General features: G+C 73.0%; 21 protein-coding genes. 13 read left to right on the forward strand and 8 right to left on the reverse strand.

Annotated features, from left to right (window positions below):
- Positions 1-15: 15 nt before the first annotated feature.
- Both ACR68M_RS05840 and ACR68M_RS05845 read left to right on the forward strand, forming a co-directional pair.
- Positions 16-1,386, forward strand: a complete 1,371-nt coding sequence (locus ACR68M_RS05840) for a cytochrome P450 (RefSeq protein ID WP_441249345.1) — start codon at positions 16-18, stop codon at positions 1,384-1,386.
- Positions 1,383-2,636, forward strand: a complete 1,254-nt coding sequence (locus tag ACR68M_RS05845; RefSeq protein ID WP_441249346.1) for a cytochrome P450 — start codon at positions 1,383-1,385, stop codon at positions 2,634-2,636. The genes ACR68M_RS05840 and ACR68M_RS05845 overlap by 4 nt, the downstream gene beginning before the upstream one ends.
- On the opposite strand, the gene ACR68M_RS05850 is transcribed toward ACR68M_RS05845, so the two are convergent.
- From ACR68M_RS05850 to ACR68M_RS05870, 5 genes are all read right to left on the reverse strand, one after another.
- Positions 2,603-3,796: a permease gene (locus ACR68M_RS05850; protein ID WP_441249347.1), complete on the reverse strand. Its 1,194-nt coding sequence runs from the start codon at positions 3,794-3,796 to the stop codon at positions 2,603-2,605. The two genes, ACR68M_RS05845 and ACR68M_RS05850, sit on opposite strands and share 34 nt — an antisense overlap.
- 85 nt (positions 3,797-3,881) lie before the next feature.
- Positions 3,882-4,904, reverse strand: a complete 1,023-nt coding sequence (locus ACR68M_RS05855) for an NlpC/P60 family protein (protein ID WP_441249348.1) — start codon at positions 4,902-4,904, stop codon at positions 3,882-3,884.
- Between the two features lie 128 nt (positions 4,905-5,032).
- Positions 5,033-5,914, reverse strand: a complete 882-nt coding sequence (locus ACR68M_RS05860; RefSeq protein WP_441249349.1) for a M56 family metallopeptidase — start codon at positions 5,912-5,914, stop codon at positions 5,033-5,035.
- Positions 5,911-6,270 carry a BlaI/MecI/CopY family transcriptional regulator gene (locus ACR68M_RS05865; protein WP_441249350.1) on the reverse strand — a complete coding sequence of 120 codons (360 nt, stop codon included), beginning with the start codon at positions 6,268-6,270 and terminating at the stop codon, positions 5,911-5,913. The genes ACR68M_RS05860 and ACR68M_RS05865 overlap by 4 nt, the downstream gene beginning before the upstream one ends.
- Before the next feature lie 147 nt (positions 6,271-6,417).
- The gene (locus tag ACR68M_RS05870; protein ID WP_441249351.1) at positions 6,418-7,860 is read right to left on the reverse strand and encodes an MFS transporter; all 1,443 of its coding nucleotides are present in this window, start codon (positions 7,858-7,860) and stop codon (positions 6,418-6,420) included.
- Between the two features lie 190 nt (positions 7,861-8,050).
- On the opposite strand from ACR68M_RS05870, the gene ACR68M_RS05875 reads away from it, so the two are divergent.
- The 7 genes from ACR68M_RS05875 (at position 8,051) to ACR68M_RS05905 (ending at position 15,405) form a co-directional block, all read left to right on the forward strand.
- Positions 8,051-8,332 carry a metal-sensitive transcriptional regulator gene (locus ACR68M_RS05875; protein WP_441249352.1) on the forward strand — a complete coding sequence of 94 codons (282 nt, stop codon included), beginning with the start codon at positions 8,051-8,053 and terminating at the stop codon, positions 8,330-8,332.
- A gap of 77 nt (positions 8,333-8,409) precedes the next feature.
- Positions 8,410-9,378 (forward strand): hypothetical protein, encoded by a 969-nt coding sequence (locus tag ACR68M_RS05880; RefSeq protein ID WP_441249353.1) that lies wholly within the window; start codon positions 8,410-8,412, stop codon positions 9,376-9,378.
- Positions 9,379-9,412: 34 nt separating this feature from the next.
- Positions 9,413-11,725: a heavy metal translocating P-type ATPase gene (locus ACR68M_RS05885; RefSeq protein ID WP_441249354.1), complete on the forward strand. Its 2,313-nt coding sequence runs from the start codon at positions 9,413-9,415 to the stop codon at positions 11,723-11,725.
- A gap of 354 nt (positions 11,726-12,079) precedes the next feature.
- Positions 12,080-12,595: a GNAT family N-acetyltransferase gene (locus ACR68M_RS05890; protein ID WP_441249355.1), complete on the forward strand. Its 516-nt coding sequence runs from the start codon at positions 12,080-12,082 to the stop codon at positions 12,593-12,595.
- Between the two features lie 239 nt (positions 12,596-12,834).
- On the forward strand, positions 12,835-13,734 hold the full coding sequence (locus ACR68M_RS05895; RefSeq protein WP_441249356.1) for a class I SAM-dependent methyltransferase: 900 nt from the start codon (positions 12,835-12,837) through the stop codon (positions 13,732-13,734).
- Between the two features lie 131 nt (positions 13,735-13,865).
- Positions 13,866-14,873 carry a LuxR C-terminal-related transcriptional regulator gene (locus tag ACR68M_RS05900; protein WP_441249357.1) on the forward strand — a complete coding sequence of 336 codons (1,008 nt, stop codon included), beginning with the start codon at positions 13,866-13,868 and terminating at the stop codon, positions 14,871-14,873.
- 103 nt (positions 14,874-14,976) lie between these two features.
- A complete protein-coding gene (locus tag ACR68M_RS05905; RefSeq protein WP_441249358.1) occupies positions 14,977-15,405 on the forward strand; it encodes a Fur family transcriptional regulator in 429 nt (142 codons plus the stop codon).
- Positions 15,406-15,425: 20 nt separating this feature from the next.
- Here ACR68M_RS05905 and ACR68M_RS05910 read toward each other — a convergent pair whose 3' ends face one another.
- From ACR68M_RS05910 to ACR68M_RS05920, 3 genes are all read right to left on the reverse strand, one after another.
- Positions 15,426-15,971 carry a hypothetical protein gene (locus ACR68M_RS05910; RefSeq protein WP_441249359.1) on the reverse strand — a complete coding sequence of 182 codons (546 nt, stop codon included), beginning with the start codon at positions 15,969-15,971 and terminating at the stop codon, positions 15,426-15,428.
- A 302-nt stretch (positions 15,972-16,273) separates the two neighbouring features.
- Positions 16,274-17,638 carry a D-inositol-3-phosphate glycosyltransferase gene (mshA, locus tag ACR68M_RS05915; protein ID WP_441251517.1) on the reverse strand — a complete coding sequence of 455 codons (1,365 nt, stop codon included), beginning with the start codon at positions 17,636-17,638 and terminating at the stop codon, positions 16,274-16,276.
- 131 nt (positions 17,639-17,769) lie between these two features.
- A complete protein-coding gene (locus tag ACR68M_RS05920) occupies positions 17,770-19,344 on the reverse strand; it encodes a class I tRNA ligase family protein (protein WP_441249360.1) in 1,575 nt (524 codons plus the stop codon).
- A gap of 470 nt (positions 19,345-19,814) precedes the next feature.
- On the opposite strand from ACR68M_RS05920, the gene ACR68M_RS05925 reads away from it, so the two are divergent.
- The 4 genes from ACR68M_RS05925 to ACR68M_RS05940 all read left to right on the forward strand — a co-directional run bounded on the left by ACR68M_RS05925 (position 19,815) and on the right by ACR68M_RS05940 (position 25,234).
- Complete coding sequence (locus ACR68M_RS05925) at positions 19,815-20,564, forward strand: PIG-L deacetylase family protein (RefSeq protein ID WP_441249361.1); 750 nt, start codon at positions 19,815-19,817, stop codon at positions 20,562-20,564.
- A gap of 168 nt (positions 20,565-20,732) precedes the next feature.
- Entirely contained in the window at positions 20,733-21,209 is a 477-nt protein-coding gene (locus ACR68M_RS05930) for a hypothetical protein (protein ID WP_441249362.1), read from the forward strand.
- A 173-nt stretch (positions 21,210-21,382) separates the two neighbouring features.
- Entirely contained in the window at positions 21,383-23,242 is a 1,860-nt protein-coding gene (locus ACR68M_RS05935; RefSeq protein WP_441249363.1) for a protein kinase domain-containing protein, read from the forward strand.
- A gap of 114 nt (positions 23,243-23,356) precedes the next feature.
- Positions 23,357-25,234, forward strand: coding sequence for a serine/threonine-protein kinase (locus ACR68M_RS05940; RefSeq protein WP_441249364.1), 1,878 nt, complete (start codon positions 23,357-23,359; stop codon positions 25,232-25,234).
- Positions 25,235-25,238 lie beyond the last annotated feature (4 nt).

Here is a 25,238-nt window from a genome sequence, read left to right on the forward strand (position 1 = left end):
CCTGGGGAGACCCCTATGACCACGGCAGCCGACCGCCTCGCCGGACAGCGCCCGCCGAGCCCACCGCAGGGGCCCACCGCCCTGCCGGAGCTGCCCCCCGAGGTGGTCGCCGAGTGGCAGGCGAGCGGCGGCCCGTTGGTCGAACTGCTCACCCGGGCCCGCGAACTCGGGCCGCTGAGCGCCTTCACCCTCGGCCCCCGGCGTACCGTGCTGGTGACCGGGCCGGAGCAGGTGCAGCACGTGCTGGGCCAGCACAACGACGGGTACGTCAAGCAGTCGCACCGCGCCGGGGTGCTGCTCGGCGACGGGGTGATCTCCGCCGCCGGGGAGCCCTGGCGGCAGCAACGGAAGCTGCTGCAGAGCCAGTTCACCCAGATCGGGCTCCGCCGCTGGGAGCAGCGGATCGCCGACGCGGCCCGGCGCACCGAGCGCCGCTGGGCGGAGCTGGCCCGCACGGGCGAGGCGACCGACGTCGCCGGTGACATGCAGTTCTTCGCCCTCGACACGATCTGGCGGACGCTCACCGGCCTGCCCCTCGATGAGCGGACGCACCACGAGCTCGACAACATCAACGTCGTGGTGGCCACTCTGTCGGCCCTCACCGCGACCGCGCCGGCCGACTCGGCGAGGGTGGAGCAGGCCCTGGCCCAGATCGACGCCACCTGCGCTCGGGCGATCACCACCGCGCGCGAGCAGAGCCGTGACGGGCTGGCTCCGGAGCAGACCGGGCTGCTGCACCTGCTGCTGGAGGCGGCCAGGACCAGGCCCGAGTACACCGACCGGCTGATCCGCGACGAGCTGGTCAACCTGCTGGTGGCGGGTCACGAGACCACCGCGAAGACGCTGGCCTGGCTCTTCCTCCGACTCGAACAGAACCCCGAGGTGCGGACGCGCGCAGTGGCCGTGTGTCGCTCCGGGTCGGAGACCGAGCGCCGCGAGATGATCAACGCGTTGATCAACGAGACCCTCCGGCTGCACCCGGCGGTCTGGCTGATCCCGCGCCACGCGGCAGTGGACGACACCCTCGACGGCTTTCACGTCGAGGCGGGCAGCCACGTGCTGGTCTGCCCGTACCTGACCCATCGTGATCCGGAACTCTGGCCCGCGCCGGAGCAGTTCGACCCCTGGAGGTTCATCGAGCCGGGCCGCCGCCCGACCCGCCAGGGGAGCTTCTACCCCTTCGGGCTCGGCGCCCGAGCCTGCCTCGGCCAGCAGTTCTCCTTCCGCGAGATGGTGGCACTGCTCGAACTGCTGCTTCCTTCCTACGGGCTGCTCTACCGAGAGCTGCCCAGCAGCACGTTCTTCGGTGTGGTCATGTGCCCGGACGGGCCGATGCGGGCGGAGGTCCGAGGCCTGTCCGACCCACCACCCACGCCAGGAGAGTGATCCCGCTGACCGCCAGTCGCGCCACCGCCAGTAGCGGCACCGCCAATCACGCCACCCCGGCGCCGCTGACCTCCCCCGCCGCCCGGACGGCCCTCCCCGCCTTCCCTGCGCTGCGGGGCAAGTGCCCGCTCGCCCCGCCGCCCGACTACGCGGCGGTGCCGGTGGGCCGGGTCACCCTCTGGGACGGTTCGTACCCCTGGCTGGTCACCGGGTACCGGGACGTCCGGACGGTGCTCGGCGACCAGCGGTTCAGCGCCGACCCGCACCGGCCGGGCTTCCCCTTCCCCACCGCCGGCTACAAGGCGCTGATGATCCACAACCCGGCCCTGCACGGGCTGGACGCGGGCGGCCACACCCGGCTGCAACGGCTGATCTCGGCCGACTTCCGGACCGCCCGGGTGGAGGCGCTGCGGCCGCAGATCCGGTGCACCGCAGAGGAGTTGGCGGACCGGATGGCGAGCAGACCGGGCCCCGCCGATCTGGTCGCCGAGTACGCCCTGCCGATCCCGTCCCGGGTGATCTGCCTGGCGCTCGGCGTCCCGTACGAGGACCACGCCTTCTTCGACGAACGGGCCCGGCTGCTGGTCGACCACGGCGGCCGGTTCGGCGACCAGCGCCGGGCGGCAGAGGAACTTCTCGGATATCTGGAGGAGCTGGCGGGGGCCGTCGGCCCGGAGACCGGGCTGATCGGGCGGCTCGCCGCCGAGGGCGAGCTGAGCCGGCCGGAGATCGCCGGGATCGGCCAGCTGCTGCTGCTCGCCGGCTACGAGACCACCGCCAACATGATCGCCCTCTCGGTGCTCGCGCTGCTCCGCAACCCCGACCAGTGGCAGCGGCTGCGGCGCGAGCCGGAGTTGACGAAGCAGGCCACCGACGAACTGCTGCGCTACCTCTCCGTCGCGCACAGCGGCATCTCCCGGGTGGCCACCGAGGACACCACCCTGGGCGGGCGCCGGATCAGTGCCGGGGAGGGCGTGCTCTGCATGCTCCCGACCGCCAACCGCGACGCCGCCGCCTTCCCCTCCCCCGACGATCTCGACCTCGGCCGGGGCGCCGCCCAGCACCTCGCCTTCGGCTTCGGCGCCCACCGCTGTCTCGGTCACCGGCTCGCGCACGTCGAGATCCAGATCGCCCTGGAGACCCTGCTCCGGCGGCTGCCGGGCATCGAACTGGCCGTCCCGGTCGAAGAGTTGCGCTTCCGTGAGCAGCAGCTCGTCTACGGCGTGGAGGAGCTGCCGGTGCTGTGGTGACCGCCGTGCGCGTCGTGCGCAGCGTCGGCCTCCGGTGAGCCGCCCATCATCCGGAGCATCTCCCGGCCGCCGGTCCGCAGGAAGCGCCACACCAGGGTGGCGGCGAGCAGCAGGAAGGCGATGTTGAGCCAACTGGTGTAGTTCCACGTCACCCCCTCCGTCGGGATCTTCGCGTCGGCCTGGTCCGGGATCAGGCCGAGGCCGCCGAAGGCGAACTCCACCACGTACCCGGCGACCACCATCGCGAGGTAGAAGGTGCCGAGCAGGAAGGCGGCCATCCGCAGGCCGTAGTACTTCCGGTAGATGTTGAGGATCGGCAGGATCAGCAGGTCGGCGAAGATGAACGCCACCACCCCGCCGAAGCTGATGCCGCCCTTCCAGAGCACCACCGCCAGCGGCACGTTGCCGATCGAGCAGACGAAGGAGGCGACGGCGACCAGCGGCCCGATCAGCGGGCCCCAGATCTTGGCGGCCAGCGGGTGGTCGGCGAAGAAGAAGGCCTGCCAGAAGGTGTCCGGCACCCAGGCGGCGATCGCCCCGGCGATCAGCAGACCGACCACCAGATCGCGCAGGATCGCGGCCCACTCCATCACGAAGACGTGGGCGACGGAGGTGAAGCCCTCGCCCGAGAACAGCCGCCGGGCGAACGAGCCCTGCCGCTGCACCGACATGTCCATCGCCGCGTGGCCCTCCATCGACCCGGCGAGACCGCGCTCGGCCTGCTCGCGGGCCCGCCGCAGCAGGGGCCCGCGCAGCAGGAGGCGGAACAGCACCGCCAGCACCACGATCATCACCGGCCCGCCGACGAACTCCGCCGCCGTGAACTGCCAGCCCATCAACAGGGCCAGGATCACGCCGAGTTCGACCACCAGATTGGTGGAGGCGATCTCGAAGGCCATCGCAGCGGTGAAGTCGGCGCCCTTGCGGAAGAGCGAGCGGGCGAGTGCCACGGCCGCGTACGAGCAGGAGGAGGACGCGGCGCCGAGGGCCGAGGCGATCGCCAGCGTCCGGGGCCGGTCGTCGCCGAGCAGCCGGACGACGGTGGACCGGCGCACGACGGCCTGTACGACGGCCGACAGCACGAATCCGAGCACCAGGGCCCAGGTGATCTCCCAGGTCATCGACCCGGTGATGGAGAGTGCATGCAGTACGGCGTGCATCGGCGGCGGCCTCCTCGGCGCTGTCGGGCGGGCCCTGACACATCTACCAGTCGGCACGGGCGCGGCGCGGGCCCGACGCGCACGGTCAGGGCCGGACGGCGCCCATGTACGGCATGTACGCGATCGGGGTGATCTCGATGTTCTTCCCGGTGCGCGGGGCGTGGATCATCCGGCCGTCACCGATGTAGATGCCGACGTGGTGCAGGTCTCCGAAGAAGAACACTAGGTCGCCCGGCTGGAGATCGGCCCGCGCGACATGCCGCCCGGCGTTCCACTGGTCCTGCGACACCCGGGGCAGGCCGACGCCGCCGGCCCGCCAGGCGGCGCCGGTCAGGCCGGAGCAGTCGTACGAGTCCGGACCGGTCGCGCCCCACCGGTAGGGCTTGCCCAGCTGGGCGTAGGCGAACTGGAGCACACTCGCCGCGCGGCCGGTCGCCGGACCGGTGTACGTCTCCCGGGTGGCCGAGCGGGACGAACGGGCCTCGGCGTCCTGGGCGTTGACCTTGGCCCGGTCGGCGGCGGAGAGGCGGCCGAGCAGGGCGTTGGCCTCGGCGAGCCGGGCCTGGATGCCCTGCTTCTCAGCGGCCAGCCGGGTGTTGCCGCTCTCCAGCTGTGCCAGCGCCTCGGCAGCCTCCGAGCGCTGCTGGTCCAGGCGGCGCTGCTGGGCGGCGAGTTCGCGCAGTGCGTCGGCCTGGGAGCCGGCCGCCAGGCTCTGCAGGGCCGCGCCGCCGAGGTAGGCGGCCGGGTCGGCCGTCAGCATCAGCCGCAGGGTCGGGTCGAGGCCGCCGGTGCGGTACTGCTCCGCCGCCAGGCTGCCCAGGCGGGTCCGGATCTGGTTGATCTCGTCCTGCCCGCGCGCCACTCTGTCCTGCAACCGGCCTGCTTCTCCCTGGAGTTGCTGCTGCTTCTCCTGGAGGCCGTTGTACTGCTCGATCGAGGCCTCGGCCTGCTCGTTGAGCTGCTCGACCTGGGCCTTGACCTCGGCCGGCGAGGGGGTCGGCTCGGCCTGCGCGGCGGCCGGGGCGAGCAGGCCGCCACCCGCGACGGCGACCGTCACCACGGCGAGCCGGGCCCGGCCGGGCGGGCTCGGCTTTCGGCGGTTTCCCATCGGGCGGGCTCCTTCGGGCAGGGGGCAGGTGTGAGCAGGGTGCGGCTGTGAGCGACGGCGAGCCATCTTCCAATTAACTTAGTAGATGAATCGCCGGAAAGCACACCCACCCCGGGCGAATCCCCGTCCTACGGCCCGCAGCCCACCAGCACCGGCACCGCCGGGAGCAGCACCGCCAGCACCCACCACAACCCCCGGGCCGCCACCGGCAGCCCGCGCCCCGGCGCCAGCAGCCGCTGCACCCGCGCCACCACCGCGTGCCCGCCCGCACCCAGCCCGCCCACCGGCGCCCGGCCGGCCGCCACCACGCAGAGCGCCTCCGCCAGCAGCCTCGGCTCGCAGCGGCGCAGCGCGACGTCGTCCGCCGCCATCTCCACCAGCAGCGGCACCTGGGCTGCGGCCGCCTTCGCCGCCGGGAGCCAGGGCAGGGCGCGGCCGAGCGCCGTGGCGCCCACCGTCAACAGGTGGTGGCGCCCGGCCAGATGGGCACGCTCGTGGGCGAGCACGGCCGCCCGGCGCTCGGGCGAGAGCTGCTCCGCCGCCGCCCGGGTCAGCACGACCCGTCCGCCCCGGCCCGGCACGCACCAGGCCGCCGGGCGGTCACCCTCGAGCACCCACCAGCCGTCGCCGCCGGGTCGCGCGACCAGCTCCAGCGCCTCCCGGTGCCGGGTTCGGGCCCGCGCCGCACGCTGCCAGCCGGCCGCCACCACGACACCCGGGACGGCCAGCGCGGCCAGCCCGAGCGCCAGTGCCTCGCCGTGGCCGGTCAAGCCTTCGCTCGCGGCGCCCGGCCGCAGCAGCCAGCTCATCGGGGCCTCGCCGTGATGCTCGGGTGTCACGGCCCAGTGCACCGCCATCGCGACGCCCACCGCACAGGCGGCGATCAGCGCCGCCCAGCTGGCGATCGCGGCCCGGGGTGCGCGGGCCGCCCACCGGGTGGCGGCGAGCCGGCCCGGCAGCACCCAGCCGACGGCGAGCACGAAGGCCAGCAGGAGCAGCGGGACGCTCACTCCGGCCGCCCCCGGTCCAGCAGCGCGCGCAGCACCCGGGCCTGGTCGTCGTCGATGCTCTCGACGAAGAGCAGCAGCGCGGCCTGCTCGTCGCCACTCTCGCCGAGCGCCTCGCGCATCAGGTCGGCGCTGTGGGCCTCGCGCGAGCGGGTGGGCTGGTAGATCCAGGCCCGCCCCTCCTTGTGCCGCCGCAGCCACCCCTTGGTGTAGAGGATGTCCGCGACGGTGTTGACCGTGGTGTACGCCACCGGCCGGGTGCGGTTGAGGTCGTCGACGACTTCCCGGACACTCGCCGGGCGCCCCCACGCCCAGAGCCGCTCCATGATCTCGGCCTCCAACTGCCCGAAACCTCGCACTCCCCCACTCCTTCCGTCCCGGGCCACCCTAGCCGGGGGATGCCGGTGCACCACCAGGGGCGCGGGGAGCTGCGCGAAGACGGAAGGCACCGGGCGGTCGCTTCCGATCTCGCGCAGGTTCCCCGCGCCCCTGTCCGGCCGGTCGCGTCAGACTGTCGCGGGCTCGGAGGCCGCGTCGACCTCGGCGGCCGTCGGCTTCGGAGTGCGCAGCATGACGGCGGCGAGCAGTCCGCCGACCACGGCGATGGCCGCCGCGCCGACGAACGCGGCGGAGAAGCCCTCGGTGAGCGAGCCGGTGTCACCGAGCTTGTCCGCGCCGTAGGAGGCGGCGACGGCCGTCATCGCGGCGAGGCCGAGCGCGGAGCCGACCTGGTAGCTGGTGTTGACGATGCCGGAGGCGAGGCCGCCCTCCTCGGGGCGGGCGCTGGAGATGGCGGTGCCGAGGGAGGGGATGAAGGCGACGGCCATGCCGATCGCGGCGACCAGCGAGGCGGGCAGCACGTCGACCCAGAAGTTGCCGTCGGGGCGGGCGAAGGAGAGCCAGAAGAGCCCGGCGGCGAGGATGAACAGGCCTGCGACGATCAGCGGCTTGGGCCCGAACTTCGCGATCAGCTTCGGCGCCGTGGTGATCATGATGAGCATGATGGCGACGGTCATCGGCAGCAGCGCCGCGCCGGACGGGAAGGCGCCGAGGCCGAGCACCTGCTGGAGGTAGAGGTTGAGGAAGAACCACATCGGGATCCAGGCTCCGGCCAGCAGCAGCTGGGCGACGTTGGCCCCGGCGAGGTTCGGCGCGCGGAAGATCGCGAGGCGCATCAGCGGCTCGTCCCGCTTGGACTGGATGGCGACGAACACGACCAGCAGCAGCACGGCGGCCGCGAGCACCAGCAGCGTCTGCGCCGACGCCCAGCCCGCCTCGGGCGCGCGGACGATGGCGTACACGGCGGCGGCCAGGCCGAGCGTCACGGTGAGCGCGCCGATCACGTCGACCCGGCCGCTGCGGCGGCCTGCGGCGGGCATCACCTTGGGCGTGGCGAGCAGCGCGATCACGGCGACCGGGATGTTGATGTAGAAGACCCAGGGCCAGCTGATGTACTCGGTGATCGCGCCGCCGAGGAAGACACCGGCGGTGCCGCCGGCCGGGGCCGCCGCGCCGTACAGGGCGAAGGCGCGGGTCAGCTCCTTGGGGTCGTGCCCGAAGAGCATCATCAGCAGGGTCAGCGCGGCGGGCGCGATCAGCGCGGCGCCGGCGCCCTGGACGGCGCGGCCGACCAGCTCGACGGTGACGTTCCCGGCGAGACCGGCGGTCAGCGAGCCGACGGCGAGGATCGCCCAGCCGGTGCTGAAGAGCTTGCGGGCGCCGAAGAGGTCGGAGAGGCGGCCGCCGAGCAGCAGCAGCCCGCCGAAGGCGACGACGTACGCGTTGAAGACCCAGGAGAGGTTGCCCTGGGTGAAGCCGAGGTCACCCTGCATCTTCGGCAGGGCCACGCCGATGATCGAGGTGTCCATGATGACCATGAACTGGGCCGCAGCGATGAGCCAGAGCGCGGCCCTGTTACGGGAGTTGGCGGGTGCGCCGGGAGAAGACATCAGGTACTCCATACCGGTTGGGGGTATCTGCCAGGTATCTGCGAAGGAACATAGCACTCGATCCACGGGCTCGGCACGGCTTCACAAGTCGGTGACCTAAACCCCTGGGGGGTACTTGCGATTGATACCCCCCAGGGGTACGTTCTACCCATACGCCGAGAGATCAGCCGAGAAGATCGGAGGCCACGGCATGGCCGGCTACATCGGTTCCAAGGGCGACTACACCAAGCGCCTGCGCCGCGTCGAAGGACAGATCCGCGGCCTCCAGCGGATGGTCGAGAGCGACACCTACTGCATCGACATCCTCACCCAGGTCTCGGCGACCACGAAGGCGCTGCAGGCCGTCGCGCTGGGCCTGCTGGACGAGCACATGAACCACTGCATCGCGGAGGCCGCCTCGGCCGGCGGCCCGGTGGCGGACGCCAAGCTCAGAGAGGCCTCCGCCGCGATAGCCCGCCTGCTGCGTTCCTGAAGCCCACCCAGCGCCGGACCGAGAAACAGCGTCGGACCGAGAAGCCGCGCCGGACCGAGAACCGAGGAGAGCCCGCCTTGAACACCCCTGCCAAACTCGCCACCTTCGCCCTGGGCCTTGCCGTCGTGCTCGGCGGGGCGGCCGGCATCGGCCACGCCGTCGGCCCGGTCGGCGGCACGGCCCGGCCTGCCGCACACGCCGCGATGCAGATGGCCGACCAGCCGGGCCAGGCCGACCACGCCGGCCATGACGAGCCGGCCGGCAACGCTCCCACCAGCGAGGACGTCCCAGGAGGACTGATGATCTCCCAGCACGGCTACACCCTCGAACCCGTCACCCGCAGCTTCACGGCCGGGCAGCCGCAGGATCTCGCCTTCGTCATCCACGGCCCGGACGGCAAGCCCGTCACCGGCTTCACCCCGACCCACGACAAGGACCTGCACCTGATCGTGGTCCGCCGGGACCTCACCGACTTCCAGCACGTGCACCCGACCAGGGACGCGGACGGCACCTGGCACTTCCCGCTGACGCTGCCGACCCCGGGCCAGTACCGGATGTTCACCGACTTCGAACCGGCCGGCGCCGACAAGGCGATGACCCTCGGCGCCGACCTCTCGGCCGCCGGTGACTACCGGCCCGCGCCTCTCCCGGTCGCCTCGACCGTGTCGGAAATCAACGGATACACCGTCACCTTGGACGGCAAGCTGGAGGCCGGGCGGACATCGAAGCTGACCCTCACGGTCAGCCAGGACGGCAAGCCCGTCACCGACCTCCAGCCCTACCTCGCCGCGTACGGGCACCTGGTCGCGCTGCGCGACGGCGACCTCGCCTACCTGCACGTGCACCCCGAGGGCGCTCCCGGTGACGGCCACACCCCGTCCGGCCCCGGCATCACCTTCTACGCGACCGTGCCGAGCGGCGGCGACTACCGGCTGTTCATGGACTTCAAGCACGGCGACACCGTGCACACCGCCTCCTTCACCGCCCATGCGGTCGAGCCGACCGGCCCGGCCCCGGCGGCGTCCGAGACCGCCCACCACCACTGACCGAGCCGACCACCACACCTTGTGAGGAGGGGCGATGAGCTCCGCTACCCAGGACACCACCCTGCCCGACCGGACGAGCGGCGAGCAGATCGAGCTGGAGATCGCCGGGATGACCTGCGCCTCCTGCGCGGCCCGGATCGAGAAGCGGCTGAACAAGATGGAGGGCGTCACCGCCACCGTCAACTACGCCACCGAGAAGGCCAAGGTCAGCTACGCCGGCACGGTCGCGCCGGCGGACCTCGTCGCCGAGGTGGAGAAGATCGGCTACCAGGCCTTCCTGCCGCCGCCCCCGGCCGCCGACGGCGCCCCCGCCGAGACGGCGGCGGACGGTCCGGGCGAGGACCCGACCAGGACGCTGCGCGAGCGGCTGGTCACCTCGATCGTGCTGTCCGTCCCGGTGATCCTGCTGGCGATGGTCCCGGCGCTCCAGTTCGAGTACTGGCAGTGGCTCTCGCTCACCCTGGCCGCGCCCGTCGTCACGTACGGGGCCTGGCCGTTCCACCGGGCCGCCTGGAAGAACCTGCGGCACGGCGCGGCGACCATGGACACCCTGATCTCGGTCGGCACGCTGGCCGCGATGGGCTGGTCGCTGTACGCGCTCTTCCTCGGCACGGCGGGGACGCCGGGCATGCGGCACCCCTTCGAGCTGACCATCGGGCGCAGCGACGGCGCGGGCAACATCTACCTGGAGGCGGCGGCGGGCGTCACCACCTTCATCCTGGCCGGGCGGTACTTCGAGGTGCGCTCGAAGCGGAAGGCCGGCTCCGCGCTGCGGGCACTGCTGGAGCTCGGCTCCAAGGACGTGGCCGTCCTGCGGGACGGGCGCGAGGAGCGGGTGCCGGTCGGGCAGTTGAGCGTCGGCGACGTCTTCGTGGTGCGGCCCGGCGAGAAGGTCGCGACCGACGGGGTGATCACCGAGGGCACCTCGGCGATCGACGCGAGCATGCTGACGGGCGAGTCGGTGCCGGTCGAGGTCTCGCCGGGCGACAGCGTCACCGGGGCGACGGTCAACGCGGGCGGGCGGCTGCTGGTACGGGCCACCCGGGTCGGTTCGGACACCCAACTCGCCCAGATGGCACGGCTGGTGGAGGACGCGCAGAACGGCAAGGCGGAGGTGCAGCGGCTCGCCGACAAGGTCTCGGGGATCTTCGTACCCGTAGTCATCGCGCTCGCCGTGGCGACCCTCGGCTTCTGGCTGGGCACCGGCGCGGGCATCAGCGCGGCGTTCACGGCGGCCGTCGCCGTCCTGATCATCGCCTGCCCCTGCGCCCTCGGGCTGGCCACGCCGACCGCACTGATGGTCGGCACCGGGCGCGGTGCGCAGCTGGGCATCCTGATCAAGGGGCCCGAGGTGCTGGAGTCGAGCCAGGGCATCGACACCGTGGTGCTGGACAAGACCGGCACGGTGACGACCGGCCAGATGTCGCTGGTCGAGGTCGTCGCGGCGACCGGGGAGAGCGAGGAGCAGATCCTGCGCCTCGCCGGTGCGCTGGAGGACGCCTCCGAGCACCCGATCGCCCAGGCGATCGCCAAGGGCGCCACCCAGCGGGTCGGGGAGCTGCCCAAGGTGGACGGCTTCAGCAATGTCGAGGGCCTCGGCGTGCAGGGCGTGGTCATGGGCGAGGGGGGCGTCACGCACGCCGTACTCGTCGGCCGCACAAGGTTGTTGGAGGAGTGGAGCCAGCCGCTGGACGCTGATCTGACGGCCGCGAAGGCCGCCGCCGAGGCGGCCGGGCGCACCGCCGTCGCGGTCGGCTGGGACGGGAAGGCGCGCGGGGTGCTGGTGGTCTCGGACGTGGTCAAGCCGACCTCCGCCGCCGCCATCCGGCAGCTGCGCAGCCTGGGGCTCACGCCGGTGCTGCTGACGGGTGACAACGCGGCCGTGGCCCGGACGGTGGCCGACGAGGTCGGCATCGAGGAGGTCATCGCCGAGGTGCTGCCCGCCGACAAGGTCGACGTGGTCAGGCGGCTGCAGGCCGAGGGCCGCCGGGTCGCGATGGTCGGCGACGGCGTCAACGACGCGGCGGCGCTGGCCCAGGCCGATCTCGGCCTGGCGATGGGCACCGGCACGGACGCGGCGATCGAGGCCGCCGACCTGACGCTCGTCCGGGGTGACCTGCGGGTCGCCGCCGACGCCATCCGGCTCTCCCGCAAGACGCTCTCGACCATCAAGAGCAACCTGTTCTGGGCCTTCGCCTACAACGTGGCGGCCCTGCCGCTGGCCGCCGCCGGGCTGCTCAACCCGATGATCGCGGGGGCCGCGATGGCCTTCTCCTCGGTCTTCGTGGTCTCCAACAGCCTGCGGCTGCGCAGCTTCGCCGCGCTGCCCGACAACCAGGCCGGGTGACGGCACCGACTGGACCGCCTACGCACGGGCCAGCCTACGCACGGTCAAAGGGCACGACTCAAGGGGCGCGGGGTACCGCGCCCCTTTGGCGTGCACCGGCCGGAATAGCGGCAGATCCATCTACCATATTCCTTAGTAATTTCGCGGTGCGGCAACATAGGGCAACACCGGCGAAACGCAAAGCACGCCATTTCCGACCACGGCCGATGGCACTGGCAACAGTCGGAATCGAAATATCGCGGTTCTCACGTCGATCTTGATCCGGGTGAATATACTCGCTTTACTGACTCCCGACGGCCCGGCGCCACCCGAGCGGCCCGCAGAGCCCAGGCGTCGAAATACAAGGGATGTGTGATGGACGACATGCTGGAACTGCGGCCCGCCGTCGCGGCCGAGGCAGCAGAGATCTCCATGCTCCTCGCACGGGCCTGGCGGGAGAACTACGCCGAGTTCCTCGGCGGGTACCGCACGGAGCGGCTGATCGCCCGTTACTGCGCGGTGGAGCGCATTTCCGCCGAGATAGGCGCGACCGGCGCGGGCGACGGCTGGCTCGGCTGGCTAATCGCCCGTACGGAGGGTGAACTCGCAGGCGCCGGCGCGGGCGGCATCACCACCGTCGGATCGGGAGAGGTCTATACCCTCTGCACCAGCCCCGACCACAAGGAGGTCGGCGCCGCGCTGATCGACGCCGTCACCCGGCAGCAGCGCGAGCGCGGCGCAGCCGAGCAGTGGGTCGCCGTCTACGGCCCGGAGGACCCGATGTATCCCTTCTACGCCGGCCAGGGCTTCACCCCCGAGACCGTACCGGCCGCCGCGACCACCGACGAGGACGGCGGCCCGGCCGTGCTGCGCCTGCACCGGGCGGTCTGACCCTCCCCGGCCCGCTGCCGCGCGACCTGACATCGACCTGACACAGTGTCGCGGACCTGACGGGGTACGACCGTCCGGCCTTCCGCCGGTCGGCCCGGAAACCCCCTCCCACCTGCGGGTTCGGCAGTATGTCAGGTGGCGTCCGCACGCCATCGCAGGTGGCCGCCCCGCCGTCCGCTGGCTGCCGCCGGGGCGCGGCGGCAAGGATTCCAGGTGTTCCGAGTACACCTGGAGGAGCCATGGCCGCCATCAGCCTGTCCGGGGCAGTCCCGTCCGCCCTGCCCGAGGACCGCCGACACCCAGCGCACAACCACCCCGCGCACAACCGCGCCGCGCCCGGGTACCGCGCACCCGAGTACCGTGCGCCCGACTGGCTGCCCGGCCTGGAGTCCGTCGCCCCCGCCCACCAGGAGACCGGCTGGCTGCAGGACTTCCTGCTCAGCCCGCACAGCGCGGACATCCTCGGGTACCTGCGGGCCGCACGGGCCACCGGCGGGCCGGTGCTCGACCTCGGCTGCGGGGCCGGCCGACTGGCGGTGCCGTTCGCCCACCACGGCTTCCAGGTCGAGGCGGTGGACCGCGACGAGTCCTGTCTGGGCCGCCTGCGCTCCTGGGCACTGCGCAGCGGACCGCTTGCCCGGGACTCGGTGACCGCCACCCGCGCCGAGCTGGAGGGGCTCCAACTCCGCAGCAGCTACGGCTTCGTGATGCTGGCCGGGGCGATGATCTCCGCCGTCCGCCCGGCGGCCCGGCCCGCCCTGCTCGCCGAGATCGCCGCCCATCTCCACCCCGGCGGCACGCTGGCCCTCGACTACACCGTGCACAGACCCGCCGGGCTCACGGCCGACCCGACCCGCAACTGGGTCTTCCGGGTGCCCCGGTACGGCGCCGCCGACGACATGGTGATCGCCCGTCAGCACTTCGACGCCGAGGCTGATCGCGAGGAGATCACGTACTTCACCCGCCCGAACGGCTCCGGCGGCGGCCTGCGGCGGGTGCACGCCACCCGCAAGTGGATCGTCGACCCGGAGCGGCTCTGCGCCGAGCTGCGCGCGGCGGGCTTCCGGATCGGCCTGCGGGACAGCCACCCGCTGGACGCCCGGACGGAGAGCGTCTTCCTGCTCTGCCGCCGCCGCTGAATCCCCCCGTACCACCGCGAAACGGACGTGATCCAGCTCACATCACCGGCGTCCGCCCTGGTCCGACCGCCCGAATGTGAAAAGGTCGGGGCCGGAAGTGCGTGGACAATTCATGGGGGACGGTGTTCGGGGTGTCCAGGACGGCCAACGGCAACTCGTCCGAACAGGCCCTGGAGCTCTACCAGGAGCTGCGCACCCGTGGGGCCTGCAACTTCGGGGAACTCACCGCCGACCTCGGGATGACCGACCAGGACGCCCAGAGCTGCTGGGTCGAGCTGCTCCAGCTCGGCCTGATCGCCGAGCCCGGCCCCGACGACGAACCGACCACCATCGCCGTGGTCGACCCCGAGATCGCCCTGCTGCGGATGCTCTCCTACGAGCAGCAGGACATGCGCGCCCGCCAGCAGCGCGCGGAGGAGCGCTACACCGCGATCGAGGACCTCGCCGGCCGCTACATGCGCGGCGGCGGCGCCACCAACGCCGAGATCGAGGTCGAGCTGCTGACCAGCCCCCGGCGGATCTCGCAGGCGCTGGAGGACCTCTCCGACACCGTCAAGCACGAGATCGCCTCGATGCACCCCGGCGCCCTGCCGACCGGCGAGTTCCTGCACGAGGCCCTGGAGCGCGACCGCCGCCTGGTCGGCTCGGGCGCCCACGTCCGGGCGATCTACCAGCAGCGCTTCGCCGCCGTCCCGGCCCTCGCCGACTTCTTCGCCCAGCAGACCGAACTCGGCGTCGAGGTGCGGCTCTCCCCCGTCGTGCCGCTCAACATGATCCTCAGCGACCGCCGGTTCGCCCTCCTGCCGATCGACCCCGAGCGGCCCCAGGCCGGCGCCCTGCTGGCCCGGGGCCCGGCCCTGGTGCGGTCCTACCTCGCGCTGTACGAGTACTGCTGGCACACCTCGGCCGTCTTCGGCCGGGACACCGAGCAGCGCCGGGGCGGCCACCGCCTGACGGAGCAGCAGCACGCCGCGATCCGGATGCTGGGCGCCGGCATGAAGGACGAGCGGATCGCCCGCTCGCTCGGCATCTCCCTACGGACCCTCAGCCGGGTGCTCGCCGAGGTGATGCAGGAGCTGGGCACCACCAGCCGCTTCGAGGCCGGCGTCCGCGCCGCAAAGCTCGGCTGGCTCGACTGAGGCGGTCGCCCCTGCTCGGGCGGCCAGGTGCGTAAACTTGACCTCGGCCAAAGACTTTGGCCGTTCGTCCGAAGCAGTTGGCGGTTTGATGGAGCGCGGGAGTGTGGCCACGGAGCGCGACGCAGTCGTGCAGCGGCTCCGTGACGTGGGTCTGCGGGTCACCGGGCCCCGGATGGAGGTCCTGCAGATCCTCACCTCCGGCGAGCACCTCGACGTCGAGTCGATCACCGAGCTCGCCCGGGTCCGGCTGGGGACACTGACCAGCCAGGCGGTGTACGAGATGCTGCGGCACTTCATGGAGACCGGACTCGTCCGCAAGTTCGAACGCCCCGGCCGTCCTGCCGTCTTCGAGCTCGCCGGGGAGCCGCACCAGCACGCCCTGTGCAGCCGCTGCGGCCGGGTCGCCAACGTGGTGACCGCCGTGCCCGAGCCGCCGAAGAAGGGCCTGCGCGGCTGGCTGACGGCCGAGACCGAGATCGTCTTCCACGGCGAGTGCCCCGACTGCCGCAAGCAGCCGACCGCCCTGGCCTGAGGCCCCCTGTCCTGAGGCCGCTACAGCGCCCCGGCGTCGAACCGCCAGGTTCGGTTGATGCCCAGCCGGGCCAGGCCCGCGCGGGACTTCTCCACCCGGCGCTCCAGGTTGGGCGCGTCGGGGGTGTAGAGCAGCCCGAGCAGTGAGCTGTCCTGCTCGGACTGGAGGCCCAGCGAACCCCAGATCTCCAGCCGGGTCAGCAGGCGGTCCACCACCGGCCGGGGGCGGTGCCGGACGAGCAGCAACGTCGCCGCCGTCGAGGTGACGCCGAACAGCCGGGCGTCGCCCGCGGCCGCCGCGCGGCGCAGGGTGGCGAGCTGGGCGTGGTGCTCGGCGAGATCGGCCGCCGGGATGCCGGAGCGGCGGCCCGGCGGCAGGTCCTGCGGGTCGAAGGCGAGGATGTGCAGCGGCGGGAGGGCGCAGCCGGGGCCGCCCGCCAGGGCCTGGCCGCCGTCGGCCGGGGGCTGCGGCGGTGCGCTCTGCCGGAGCACGGGGTGGCCGTGGCGCCGACCGTGGGGGGTCGTCCGCCGGGCGGTGGTGGGGGTGGGTCGTACAGCTGTCGTCACGCTGGTCCTCCGAGGGTGCGGTACGGGACGGGCGGGTGCACGGAGGCGCCGGTCAGCCCTTGGACGGCACGGGCGGCGCGGGCGGGGGCCACAGGATGTCGCCCGCAGCGGGCGAGTGGGCGGGGCTGGCGCACGGGGACGCAGGCATGCTCTTCCTCCAGGAGGTCGCGGTGCCCGGCCTCGTGCCGTCGGTACCGGGCGCTGCTCCGATCCTTGCCCGCGCCGGGGCCGATCTCCAGCACCTGGCCCGTCGCCCCCCGGCCATGGCGTGGATGTGCCAGCGGAAGGGGAGTTGACACAGTCTACGAAGCGGCTGCGCCCACCAGGTGCCGCGCGGCCCAACGGGCTGTCCGGGTCTCGGCGTAGACCCGCTCGGTGGCGCGGGCGCAGGCCTCCCAGCCGAAGCCTGCGGCGTGGCGGACGGCCGCCAGGCCCAACTGCCCGACCCAGCGCGGGTCGTCGGCGAACCGACAGAGCGCGCGCGCGTACGCGGCCGGGTCGTGACCCTGCACCATCAGCCCCGTCACACCGTCCCGGACGGCCACCGGGAGACCGCCGACCGCCGCCGCCAGCACGGGAGTTCCGCAGGCCTGCGCCTCCAGCGCGACCAGCCCGAAGGACTCGCTGTGCGAGGGCACCGTGAGCACGTCCGCCGCACGGTACCAGTCGGCCAGGTCCGCCTGGCGGACCGGCGGGCGGAAGCTGACACTGTCGGCCACGCCGAGCTCCTCCGCCAGCCGCCGGCACCGATCGGGGTACGCCGCGCCCGCGCCGCTCAGCCCGCCGATCACCGGCACCAACAGCCGCCCCCGCAACCCGGGCCGCAGCCGCAGCAGTTCGGCGACGGCGTGCAGCAGCACGTCGGGCGCCTTGAGCGGCTGTATCCGCCCGGCGAAGAGCACCACCAGAGCACCGGCCGGGAGGCCGAGGCGGCGGCGGGCGGCGGCGCGGCCGTCCAGCGGACGGAAGTTGTCCAGGCAGACGCCCGGGTGCACGACGGCCGTCCGCTCGGTCTGCGCGCCGTAGTGGCGTACCAACTCGCCCTGCTCGGCGGCCGTGTTGGCGATCAGCCGGTCGGCGGTGTCGGCCAGGCCCATCTCACCGAGCACCCGGATCAGCGGCTCGGGGGTGTCGCCCTCGGCCAGCGCGGCGTTCTTGACCTTCGCCATGGTGTGCATGGTGTGCACCAGCGGCACGTCCCAGCGCTGGGCGATCTCCCGCCCGGCCTGGCCGGAGAGCCAGTAGTGCGAGTGGACGACGTCGTAGCGTCCCCGGCCGTCCTCCCGCCCGGCCCGGACCACCTGTTCCGCGAATGCGGGCAGCAGGGCGGGCAGCCGTTCCTTGGCGAGCGGGCCCGGCGGTCCGGCGGCCACGTGCCGCACCCGCACGCCGGGGGCCGCCTCCACCACCTCGGGCAGCTCCAGCGAGGTGCGGCGGGTGAACACGTCCACCTCGGTGCCGAGGCAGGCCAGTCTGCGGGCCAGCTCCAGGACGTAGACGTTCATCCCGCCCGCGTCGCCGGTGCCCGGCTGGTGCAGCGGGGAGGTGTGCACGCTCAGCATCGCCACCCGCCGGACCCGCGCGCCGCCCCGGCTCAGCGAGGGCCTGGCCGGAGCGGGCCGGTTCACGCCGGGCAGGGACGACACGTACGTCGGTTGGACAGTCAGGTTCCTCACCTGGACACGCTCCTCGTGCTCGTCGGGGCAGATCGGTCACGTACGGGGACAGCCCGTCGGGCGCCGGCTGCCGTGGCAGCGGGCGCCCGACGTGGAACAGCGGGGGTGGTGCGGGGCCGGTCTCAGAACCCGAACACCGGGCCGGTGGGCGGCACCAGCCGGGTGCCGGGCGGCGGCGGTGTCAGGGCGGCCGCCGAGACCGGGCCGCCCGGGGTCAGCCCGAGCGCCTCGGCCAGCCGGGCCGCGCCCTCGGGCATCACCGGCCAGGCCCAGGCGGTCAGCGCCGAGGCGATCGCCAACTCGGCGGTGAGCGCCGCACGGTAGCGGGAGGCGCCGCTGGGCCGGTCCCGCTCGTGGGCGTTGACGGCGTGGAAGTCCTGCGCCAGCCGCACGACTTCGTCCAGCAGCGCAACCGCCCGCCGGGGCGCGAAGCCCGCCGGCCCGTACGCGCAGCGCAGGTCCTGCACCGCCCGGTCGAGCCGTTCACAGAGCTGCTCCCAGCCCGCGCCACCGGCCGGCTCCTGCGGCCGCAGGCCGTCGCAGTCCTCCCGCAGCGCGCTGAACAGGCCGGTCAGCCAGCGGTTCCAACTCGCGTGCAGGTGCTCGCGGGTGGCGTCCAGCTCGGCGGGGCGGAAGTCGGCCGGGCGGCCGTCGGGGCGGTCCGAGAGGACATGCCGGCGCAGCGTGTCGGAGCCCGCCTCGGTGAGCGCGTCCAGGGCCCAGACAGCGTGCCGGGCGCCGGTGGAGAAGCGGCGGCCGTCCAGCCGATACTGCTCGTTGACCTGGAAGCCGGTGGGCAGCGCCGCGCCGCGCGCGAGCAGCACGGCCGGGATCAGCGCGAGGTGCACGTACGCCCGGTCGAAGCCGAAGAACTCCACCGGCCCGGCGGCGAGTCCACCGTCCTCCTGCTGGCGCAGCCGTCCGGCGGCGAGCTCGAAGCGGGGGTCGATCCGCTGGTCGGCGAAGCCCTCGACGGGCACCTCGACGCCCCAGTCGGCGGGGTGGCTGACGGCGGCCTCGGGCAGCCCGTCGTGGCGGAGGCGGTCGCAGAGCACGGCGAGCCGGGGCGGCATCGGCACGCTCGCCCAGTACTCCGTCAGCTCCTTGCGGAAGTTCTCCAGCGGCAGGTAGAGGCGGCGGCACTGGCGCAGCCCGGCAGGGGTGCCGCAGAGCACGCAGTGCGGGTCGAGCAGGTCGCCGCAGTCGTTGGGCCGGGCGCAGGAGCGGCAGAGGTTGCCCTGCGCGGGCGCCCCGCAGGAGGGGCAGCCACCGCGCACGTACGCGCCGTGCAGCAGGCGGTCGCAGGGCGCGCAGTGGGGCAGCAGGCGGCTGCGCGGCACGATCACGCCCTCGGCGTGCAACTCCCGGAAGAGCGCGCCGACCTGGGCCAGGTGGCCCGGCTCGGCCCGGGGGTGGACGACCTGGTCGAACTCGACCCCGGCCCGGCGCCAGTCGACGGTGATGGCCTCGCCGTAGCCGTCGGCGACCTCCTCGGCCTTGCGGCCCTGGGTGAGGGCGCACAGCTCGACGACGCTGTCGTGGTCGTCGAGGCCGGAGGTGAGGCGGCAGGGCTCGCCGTCGGCCCGCAGGAAGCGGCGCAGTACGTCGGCCGCGACGTAGGGCCCGGCGAGGTGGCCGACGTGGAGTTCTCCGTTGGGGGTGGGCGGGGTCGCGGTGATCCATGCTGCGGCGGTCACGGGTGGGACCTCCTTCTCGTGGCGGTGCAGGGTGCGAGTGGGGTCTGGCGCACTCACCTGGGGTCGTGGTGGAAGAGCCGGTCGTCGCGCTGGGGCCGGCCGCCGGGGCCGGGGCGCTACCGAAGGTGACGAAGTCCGCAGGGCGGGCCGGCCCGGGTCTGCTCGCTTCGCCCCAGCCATGCTGCCAGCCCGGAGCAGCTCGCACCCGGCCGGGAGCAGGCGCATGCGCGCCTTGGCGTGGGGACGCCACCTCCCGGAAACGGCCCGTCGGCCGCCGCTCTGGCCCCGCTCCGGACACTCCGTCAAGTTTTGGTCTGGCCAAATTACTTTACAGGCATGATATTTTTCCGGTCCAGGAGTTGGCGCACCGTCGCCATGGCGCGCACCCGCCTTCGTCACCGGTTGTGACCACTCCCGCGCCCGCGTGATGCTGGCCGGGCAGTGCCGAACCACCCCCGAGAGGACATCCCATGACGCCCGCCACCCCGCCGCACGCACCGGGCCTCGCCGCGACCGAGCGCCCGGAGCGGGTACTCGTGGTGACCGCCCACCCCGACGACATCGAGTTCTGCGCCGCCGGGACGGTGCTCCAGTGGACCGACCAGGGCACCGAGGTCGTCTACTGCGTCCTCACCGACGGCGACAACGGCGGCTTCGACAAGGCCCTCCCCCGCCAGACCATCTCGCCGCTGCGCCGCGCCGAGCAGCGGATGGCCGCGAAGATATGCGGCGTGGACGATGTCAGGTTCCTCTCCTACCCCGACGGCCGGCTCGAACCCTGCATGGACCTCCGCCGGGATCTGGCCCGGGTCATCCGGCAGACCCGCCCGCAGGTGATGATCTTCCCCAGCCCCGAGATCAACTGGGGCCGGATGCCCGACCTCCACCCCGACCACCGCGCCGCCGGCGAGGCCGCCCTGCGCGCCGTCTACCCCGACGCCCGCAACCCCTTCGCCCACCCCACCCTGCTCAAGGAGGAGGGGCTGGAGATCTGGGAGGTCCCCGAGCTCTGGCTGATGACCGGCCCGACCCCCAACCACTGGGTGGACGTCACCGAGCAGTTCCCCCGCAAGCTCGCCGCCCTCGGCCAGCACACCTCGCAGACCGCCCACCTGGACGACCTCGCGGCCCTGCTGCGCAGCTGGCAGGCCGAGCACGCCAGCGACGGCGGCCTGCCGCCCGGCCGGCTCGCGGAGGCCTTCCAGGTCGTCCGGGTCTAGTGCCGCGCCCGGCAGGGTTCGCCCCGCCGCACCCGTTACGGAGACGTGCTCTCCGCTCTCGCCAGGCGACTTGCACCGGAGGGCAGTTGGCGGGTTAATTCAACCGACCGCCGGACGAATCCCGATCCGGCGGCACTGATCCGTGACAAGGTCGGGGGGACCAGGTCGATGGATACCGATACCGCCGTGCAGCACCTCACCACCGGGACGGCAGCCCTGCGGGCGCAGGACTACACCGCCGCCACCGAAGCGCTCCAGCAGCACCTGGCCGCGCACCCGCGCGACGCGGTGGCCCACTACCGCCTCGCCCTCGCCATCCTCGCCGGGCAGGACCCGCGCGACCAGCACGCGAGCACCCTGGACACCGCCCTGCGGCACCTCCACACCGCCGCCGTGCTCGACCCGGCCCTGCACTGCGCCGAGGTCGCGGCCCTGCTCGTCCAGGACGCCGCCCTGCACCGATGGGGCCGCCACCAGGCGGCCCTCAACCACCTGGAGCTGCGCCTGGTGGCCCGGCTCTCCCCCGCGGTCGCCCAGGAGCTCACCCTGCACGTCGCGGCCCCGCACAGCGTCTGGTGGGCGGCTCTCCGTGGGCTGTCACCCACCTCCGGCGGGGGCGGCGACCCCGCCTCAGCACTCCGCTGAACTGGAAAGATGTTCCAGAACGGCCGCCGGTGCTCCCGGCCTGTCACCGGGTCAAGTCCCAGCTCCCGCAGTGCTTCGAGGCCGAAGTACGCGCCATGACACCCCTCTGGCAGACTGGTGCACCGCCAGACGGCCTGCGGTCGGTCTGATTCGGGCATGACATGGGGGATGACATGTGGGGTCGGGGCACCGTGCTCGGAGGCCGCTACACGCTCAGCGAGCGGATCGGCGGCGGCGCCATGGGCGACGTCTGGAAGGCCGACGACAGCGTGCTGGCGCGGCAGGTCGCCGTCAAGGTGCTGCTCCCGGCGCTGCTCGACGACGAGATGTTCGCCCGGCGGTTCCGCCGCGAGGCGAGCGTGCTCGCCGCGCTGCGGCACCCCGGGATCGTCGACATCCACGACTACGGCGAGAACAGCGGTGAGGACGGCCCCAGGGTCGCCTACATCGTCATGGAGCTCATCGACGGGCGGCCACTGAACGACTTCCTGACCGCCAACGGCCCCGCCCCCGCCGAGACGGTGCTCGACATCGCCGCGCAGGCCCTCGAAGCCCTGCACGCCGCCCACCTCCAGGGCATCGTGCACCGCGACATCAAGCCCGCCAACCTGATGCTCCGCGACGACGGCCGCCTCACCGTCACCGACTTCGGAATCGCCCGCGCGATGGCCGCCACCACCATCACCGCCTCGCACTCCGTACTCGGCACCGCCCTGTACGTCGCCCCCGAGCAGGCCGAGGGCAAGCTCGTCACCGGCGCCTCCGACCTCTACGCGATGGGCGTCGTCTGCTACGAAATGCTCACCGGGCAGGTCCCGTTCACCGGCGAGACGGTGCTCGAAGTCGTCCTCAAGCACGTCCGCGACCCCGCGCCCGACCTCCCCGACACCTTCCCGCAGCCCGTACGCGACTTCGTCGCCGTCGCGCTCGCCAAGGACCCCGAGCACCGCTTCCCCGACGCCCTCGCGATGGCCACCGCCGCCCGCGCCATCGCCGCGGGAACACCCGCGACCATCCCGCTCCGGCCCGCGACGACCTTGAAGGCCCCGAAGGCCTCGAAAGCCGAGCAGGCGGCCGATACTGCCGAGACCCGCCCGCAGCGGGTGCGGCGGCGCCTGCTCGTCCCGCTCATCATCCCGTGCGTGATCACGGCCGGCGCCGGGACGGCCCTGCTGGTCGACCGGGCGCCCTTCCAGGCCGACGCGAAGGCGGGCTCCTCGCCGTCCGTCTCGGTCTCCGCCTCCGTCCCCGGCCCGACCACCGGCAGCAACGGCGGCAGCGGCACACCCACGACGGCCAACTCGCCCGGAGGCAGCACCGCTCCGTCGAGCCCGGCCGCCGGCACGCCCGCACCGGGTTACACCGTCATCGTCGGCGGCGGCAACGGCGCGCCCAACCCGCCCCAGACCGGCGGCGCGAACGGCGGAACGAACGGCGGCGGCTCGGGCACCGGCACCGGTTCGGGTGGCTCAGGCACCGGAACCGGCTCAGGCTCAGGCTCAGGAGGTGGCTCAGGATCCGGAAACGGCGGCAGCACGCCGGGCGGTGGCGGAGCCCCCGTCAACTCGCCTGCTCCGACGCACTCCTCCTCCCCCGTGAACCAACCCGTCCCCGGCCCGGCCCGGCCGGCGAACTGCGGCGGCGACGGCTGGGGTTCGATCGTCAACGTCGGCGACGGCCTCAAGGTCGGCCTGGCGAGCGACAGTCCCGGGGCGGACGTCCCCGTGGTCATGGGCGGGCACACCGAGTTCGGCTGGGTGCACTCGCACCCCGACTCCTGGCACCAGTTCCACGCCTGCAACCTCGGCGATCCCGCGATCGGCTGGTCCTACTACGGCGGCGACGGCATCCAACTGATCGCCGGCGGTGCCGGAGTCGTCTCCCTCACCATCGAAACCACGAACGTGTCGGGAGCCGTCTACATCAAGGACTACCTCGGGCAGTCGTGCCTCACCGACAACGGCGCGGGCAACCGGCTCACCATGAACACCTGTACGCCCGGCAACACCGCCCAGGAATGGCGTACCCCTTGATCGCCGAAACTGGAAAGATTTTCTAGAAAAGGTCTCCACACCGGCCGTCGGCCGGTCCACACTTGGCTAGGACTGGGCACGTATGCCCGGTCGGGCCGGACATGAACTCGGGGGATGGACATGTGGGGTCGGGGCACCGTACTCGGAAGCCGGTACACGCTCAGCGAGCGGATCGGCAGCGGCGCCATGGGCGACGTCTGGAAGGCCGACGACAGCGTGCTGGCGCGGCAGGTCGCCGTCAAGATCCTGCTGCCCTCGCTGCTCAACGACGACACCTTCGCCCGGCGCTTCCGCCGTGAGGCCAGCGTGCTCGCCACGATCAGCCACCCCGGCATCGTCGACATCCACGACTACGGCGAGAGCCCCGGCGAGTCCGGTCAGCAGCTCGCCTACATCGTCATGGAACTCATCGACGGCAGAGCGCTGAACGAGATCCTCACGACGGCCGGGCCCGCACCGATCGGCACGGCGCTCGACGTCGCCGCCCAGGCGCTCGAAGCCCTGCACGCCGCCCACCTGCAAGGCATCGTGCACCGCGACATCAAGCCCGCCAACCTGATGCTCCGTGACAACGGCCGTCTCACCGTCACGGACTTCGGCATCGCACGGGCGATGGCCGCCACCACGATCACCGCCTCCCATTCGGTGCTCGGCACCGCCCTCTACTGCGCGCCCGAACAGGCCGAGGGCAAGGCCGTCACCGGCGCCTCCGACCTCTACGCCATCGGCGTCGTCTGCTACGAAATGCTCACCGGACAGCTCCCGTTCACCGGTGAGACGGTGCTCGAAGTCGTCCTCAAGCACGTCCGTGAGCCCGCACCCGACCTCCCCGACACCTTCCCCGAGCCGGTCCGCAACTTCGTCGCCACCGCGCTCGCCAAGGACCCGGCACACCGCTTCGCCGACGCCCTCGCGATGGCCGCCGCCGCCCGCGCCGCAGCGGTCGGCTTCGCGATCCCCGCGCCCTTCCGGCCGGCGAAGGAAGCCGAGGCCGAAGCCGACGCCCCGACCGTCGCCCATGCCCGCCCCCGGCACGCGCGGCGCCGGTTCCTGGTGCCCATCCTCGTCCCCTGCATCATCACGGTCGGCGCCGGATCGGCGCTGCTCATCGATCACGCCCCCTTCCAGACCGACGCGAACGCAGCCGTGCAGCCACCGGCCGTCACCGTCTCCAGCCCGCACGTCAGCAGCACACCCACCTCGGGCTCCCCCACGACGAGCGCCGCGATCACGCCCTCCACCCTCAGCCCGACCACCCCGGGCGCGGCAGCCGCGCCGGGCACCCAGCCCGGTGGCAGCATCACCATCATCCAGGGCGGCGGCGGCACCCAGGGTGGCGGAACCACGGGCGGCGGCGCCGCGCACGGCGGCGGTACGACCGGCGGCGGTACGACCGGCGGCGGCACCGTGCAGGGCGGCGGCGGAGGCGGTACCACTCCCGTCAAACCGAACCCCGTCAACCCGGCGCCGGTCACGTCCCCGACCCCGGTCCACTCCTCGCCGCCCGTCGTCACCCCACCCCAGAACAGCCCCAAGCCGGCGCCCAGTTCACCAACCTCGACCCCGCCACCCGTGCAGACCGTCCCCGCCGGGTGCGGCGGGGACGGCTGGGGCGCGATCACCAACGTCGGCGACGGGCTCAAGGTCGGCCTGGCCCAGGACGACCCGGCGGGAGGGGTCAAGGTGGTGATGGGCGGGCACACCGAGTTCGGCTGGGTCCTGTCGCAGCCGGACTACTGGAACCGCCTCAACGTCTGCAACCTGAACGACCCCGGGCTCGGCATGCCCTTCTACGGCGGCACCGGCATGGTGCTCATCGCCGGTGGCGCCGGGACCACGTCCTTCACCATCAGCGGCGCCAAGGTGTCGGGCTCCTCCTACATCAAGGACTACCTCGGGCAGTCGTGCCTCACCGACAACGGGCGAGGCAACCAGCTCACCATGAACACCTGCACCCCCGGCAACACCTCCCAGGAGTGGTACCTCCCCTGAGCTG

The sequence above is a fragment of the Kitasatospora sp. McL0602 genome (assembly GCF_052076145.1).
In the GTDB taxonomy this organism is placed as follows: Bacteria; Actinomycetota; Actinomycetes; order Streptomycetales; family Streptomycetaceae; genus Kitasatospora.

Coding starts and splice junctions, on each gene's coding strand:
- ACR68M_RS05840 (WP_441249345.1), top strand. CDS start 16: ATGACCACGGCAGCCGACCGCCTCGCCGGACAGCGCCCGCCGAGCCCA.
- ACR68M_RS05850 (WP_441249347.1), bottom strand. CDS start 3,796: ATGCACGCCGTACTGCATGCACTCTCCATCACCGGGTCGATGACCTGG.
- ACR68M_RS05855 (WP_441249348.1), bottom strand. CDS start 4,904: ATGGGAAACCGCCGAAAGCCGAGCCCGCCCGGCCGGGCCCGGCTCGCC.
- ACR68M_RS05870 (WP_441249351.1), bottom strand. CDS start 7,860: ATGTCTTCTCCCGGCGCACCCGCCAACTCCCGTAACAGGGCCGCGCTC.
- ACR68M_RS05875 (WP_441249352.1), top strand. CDS start 8,051: ATGGCCGGCTACATCGGTTCCAAGGGCGACTACACCAAGCGCCTGCGC.
- ACR68M_RS05885 (WP_441249354.1), top strand. CDS start 9,413: ATGAGCTCCGCTACCCAGGACACCACCCTGCCCGACCGGACGAGCGGC.
- ACR68M_RS05890 (WP_441249355.1), top strand. CDS start 12,080: ATGGACGACATGCTGGAACTGCGGCCCGCCGTCGCGGCCGAGGCAGCA.
- ACR68M_RS05895 (WP_441249356.1), top strand. CDS start 12,835: ATGGCCGCCATCAGCCTGTCCGGGGCAGTCCCGTCCGCCCTGCCCGAG.
- ACR68M_RS05925 (WP_441249361.1), top strand. CDS start 19,815: ATGACGCCCGCCACCCCGCCGCACGCACCGGGCCTCGCCGCGACCGAG.
- ACR68M_RS05930 (WP_441249362.1), top strand. CDS start 20,733: ATGGATACCGATACCGCCGTGCAGCACCTCACCACCGGGACGGCAGCC.
- ACR68M_RS05935 (WP_441249363.1), top strand. CDS start 21,383: ATGTGGGGTCGGGGCACCGTGCTCGGAGGCCGCTACACGCTCAGCGAG.
- ACR68M_RS05940 (WP_441249364.1), top strand. CDS start 23,357: ATGGACATGTGGGGTCGGGGCACCGTACTCGGAAGCCGGTACACGCTC.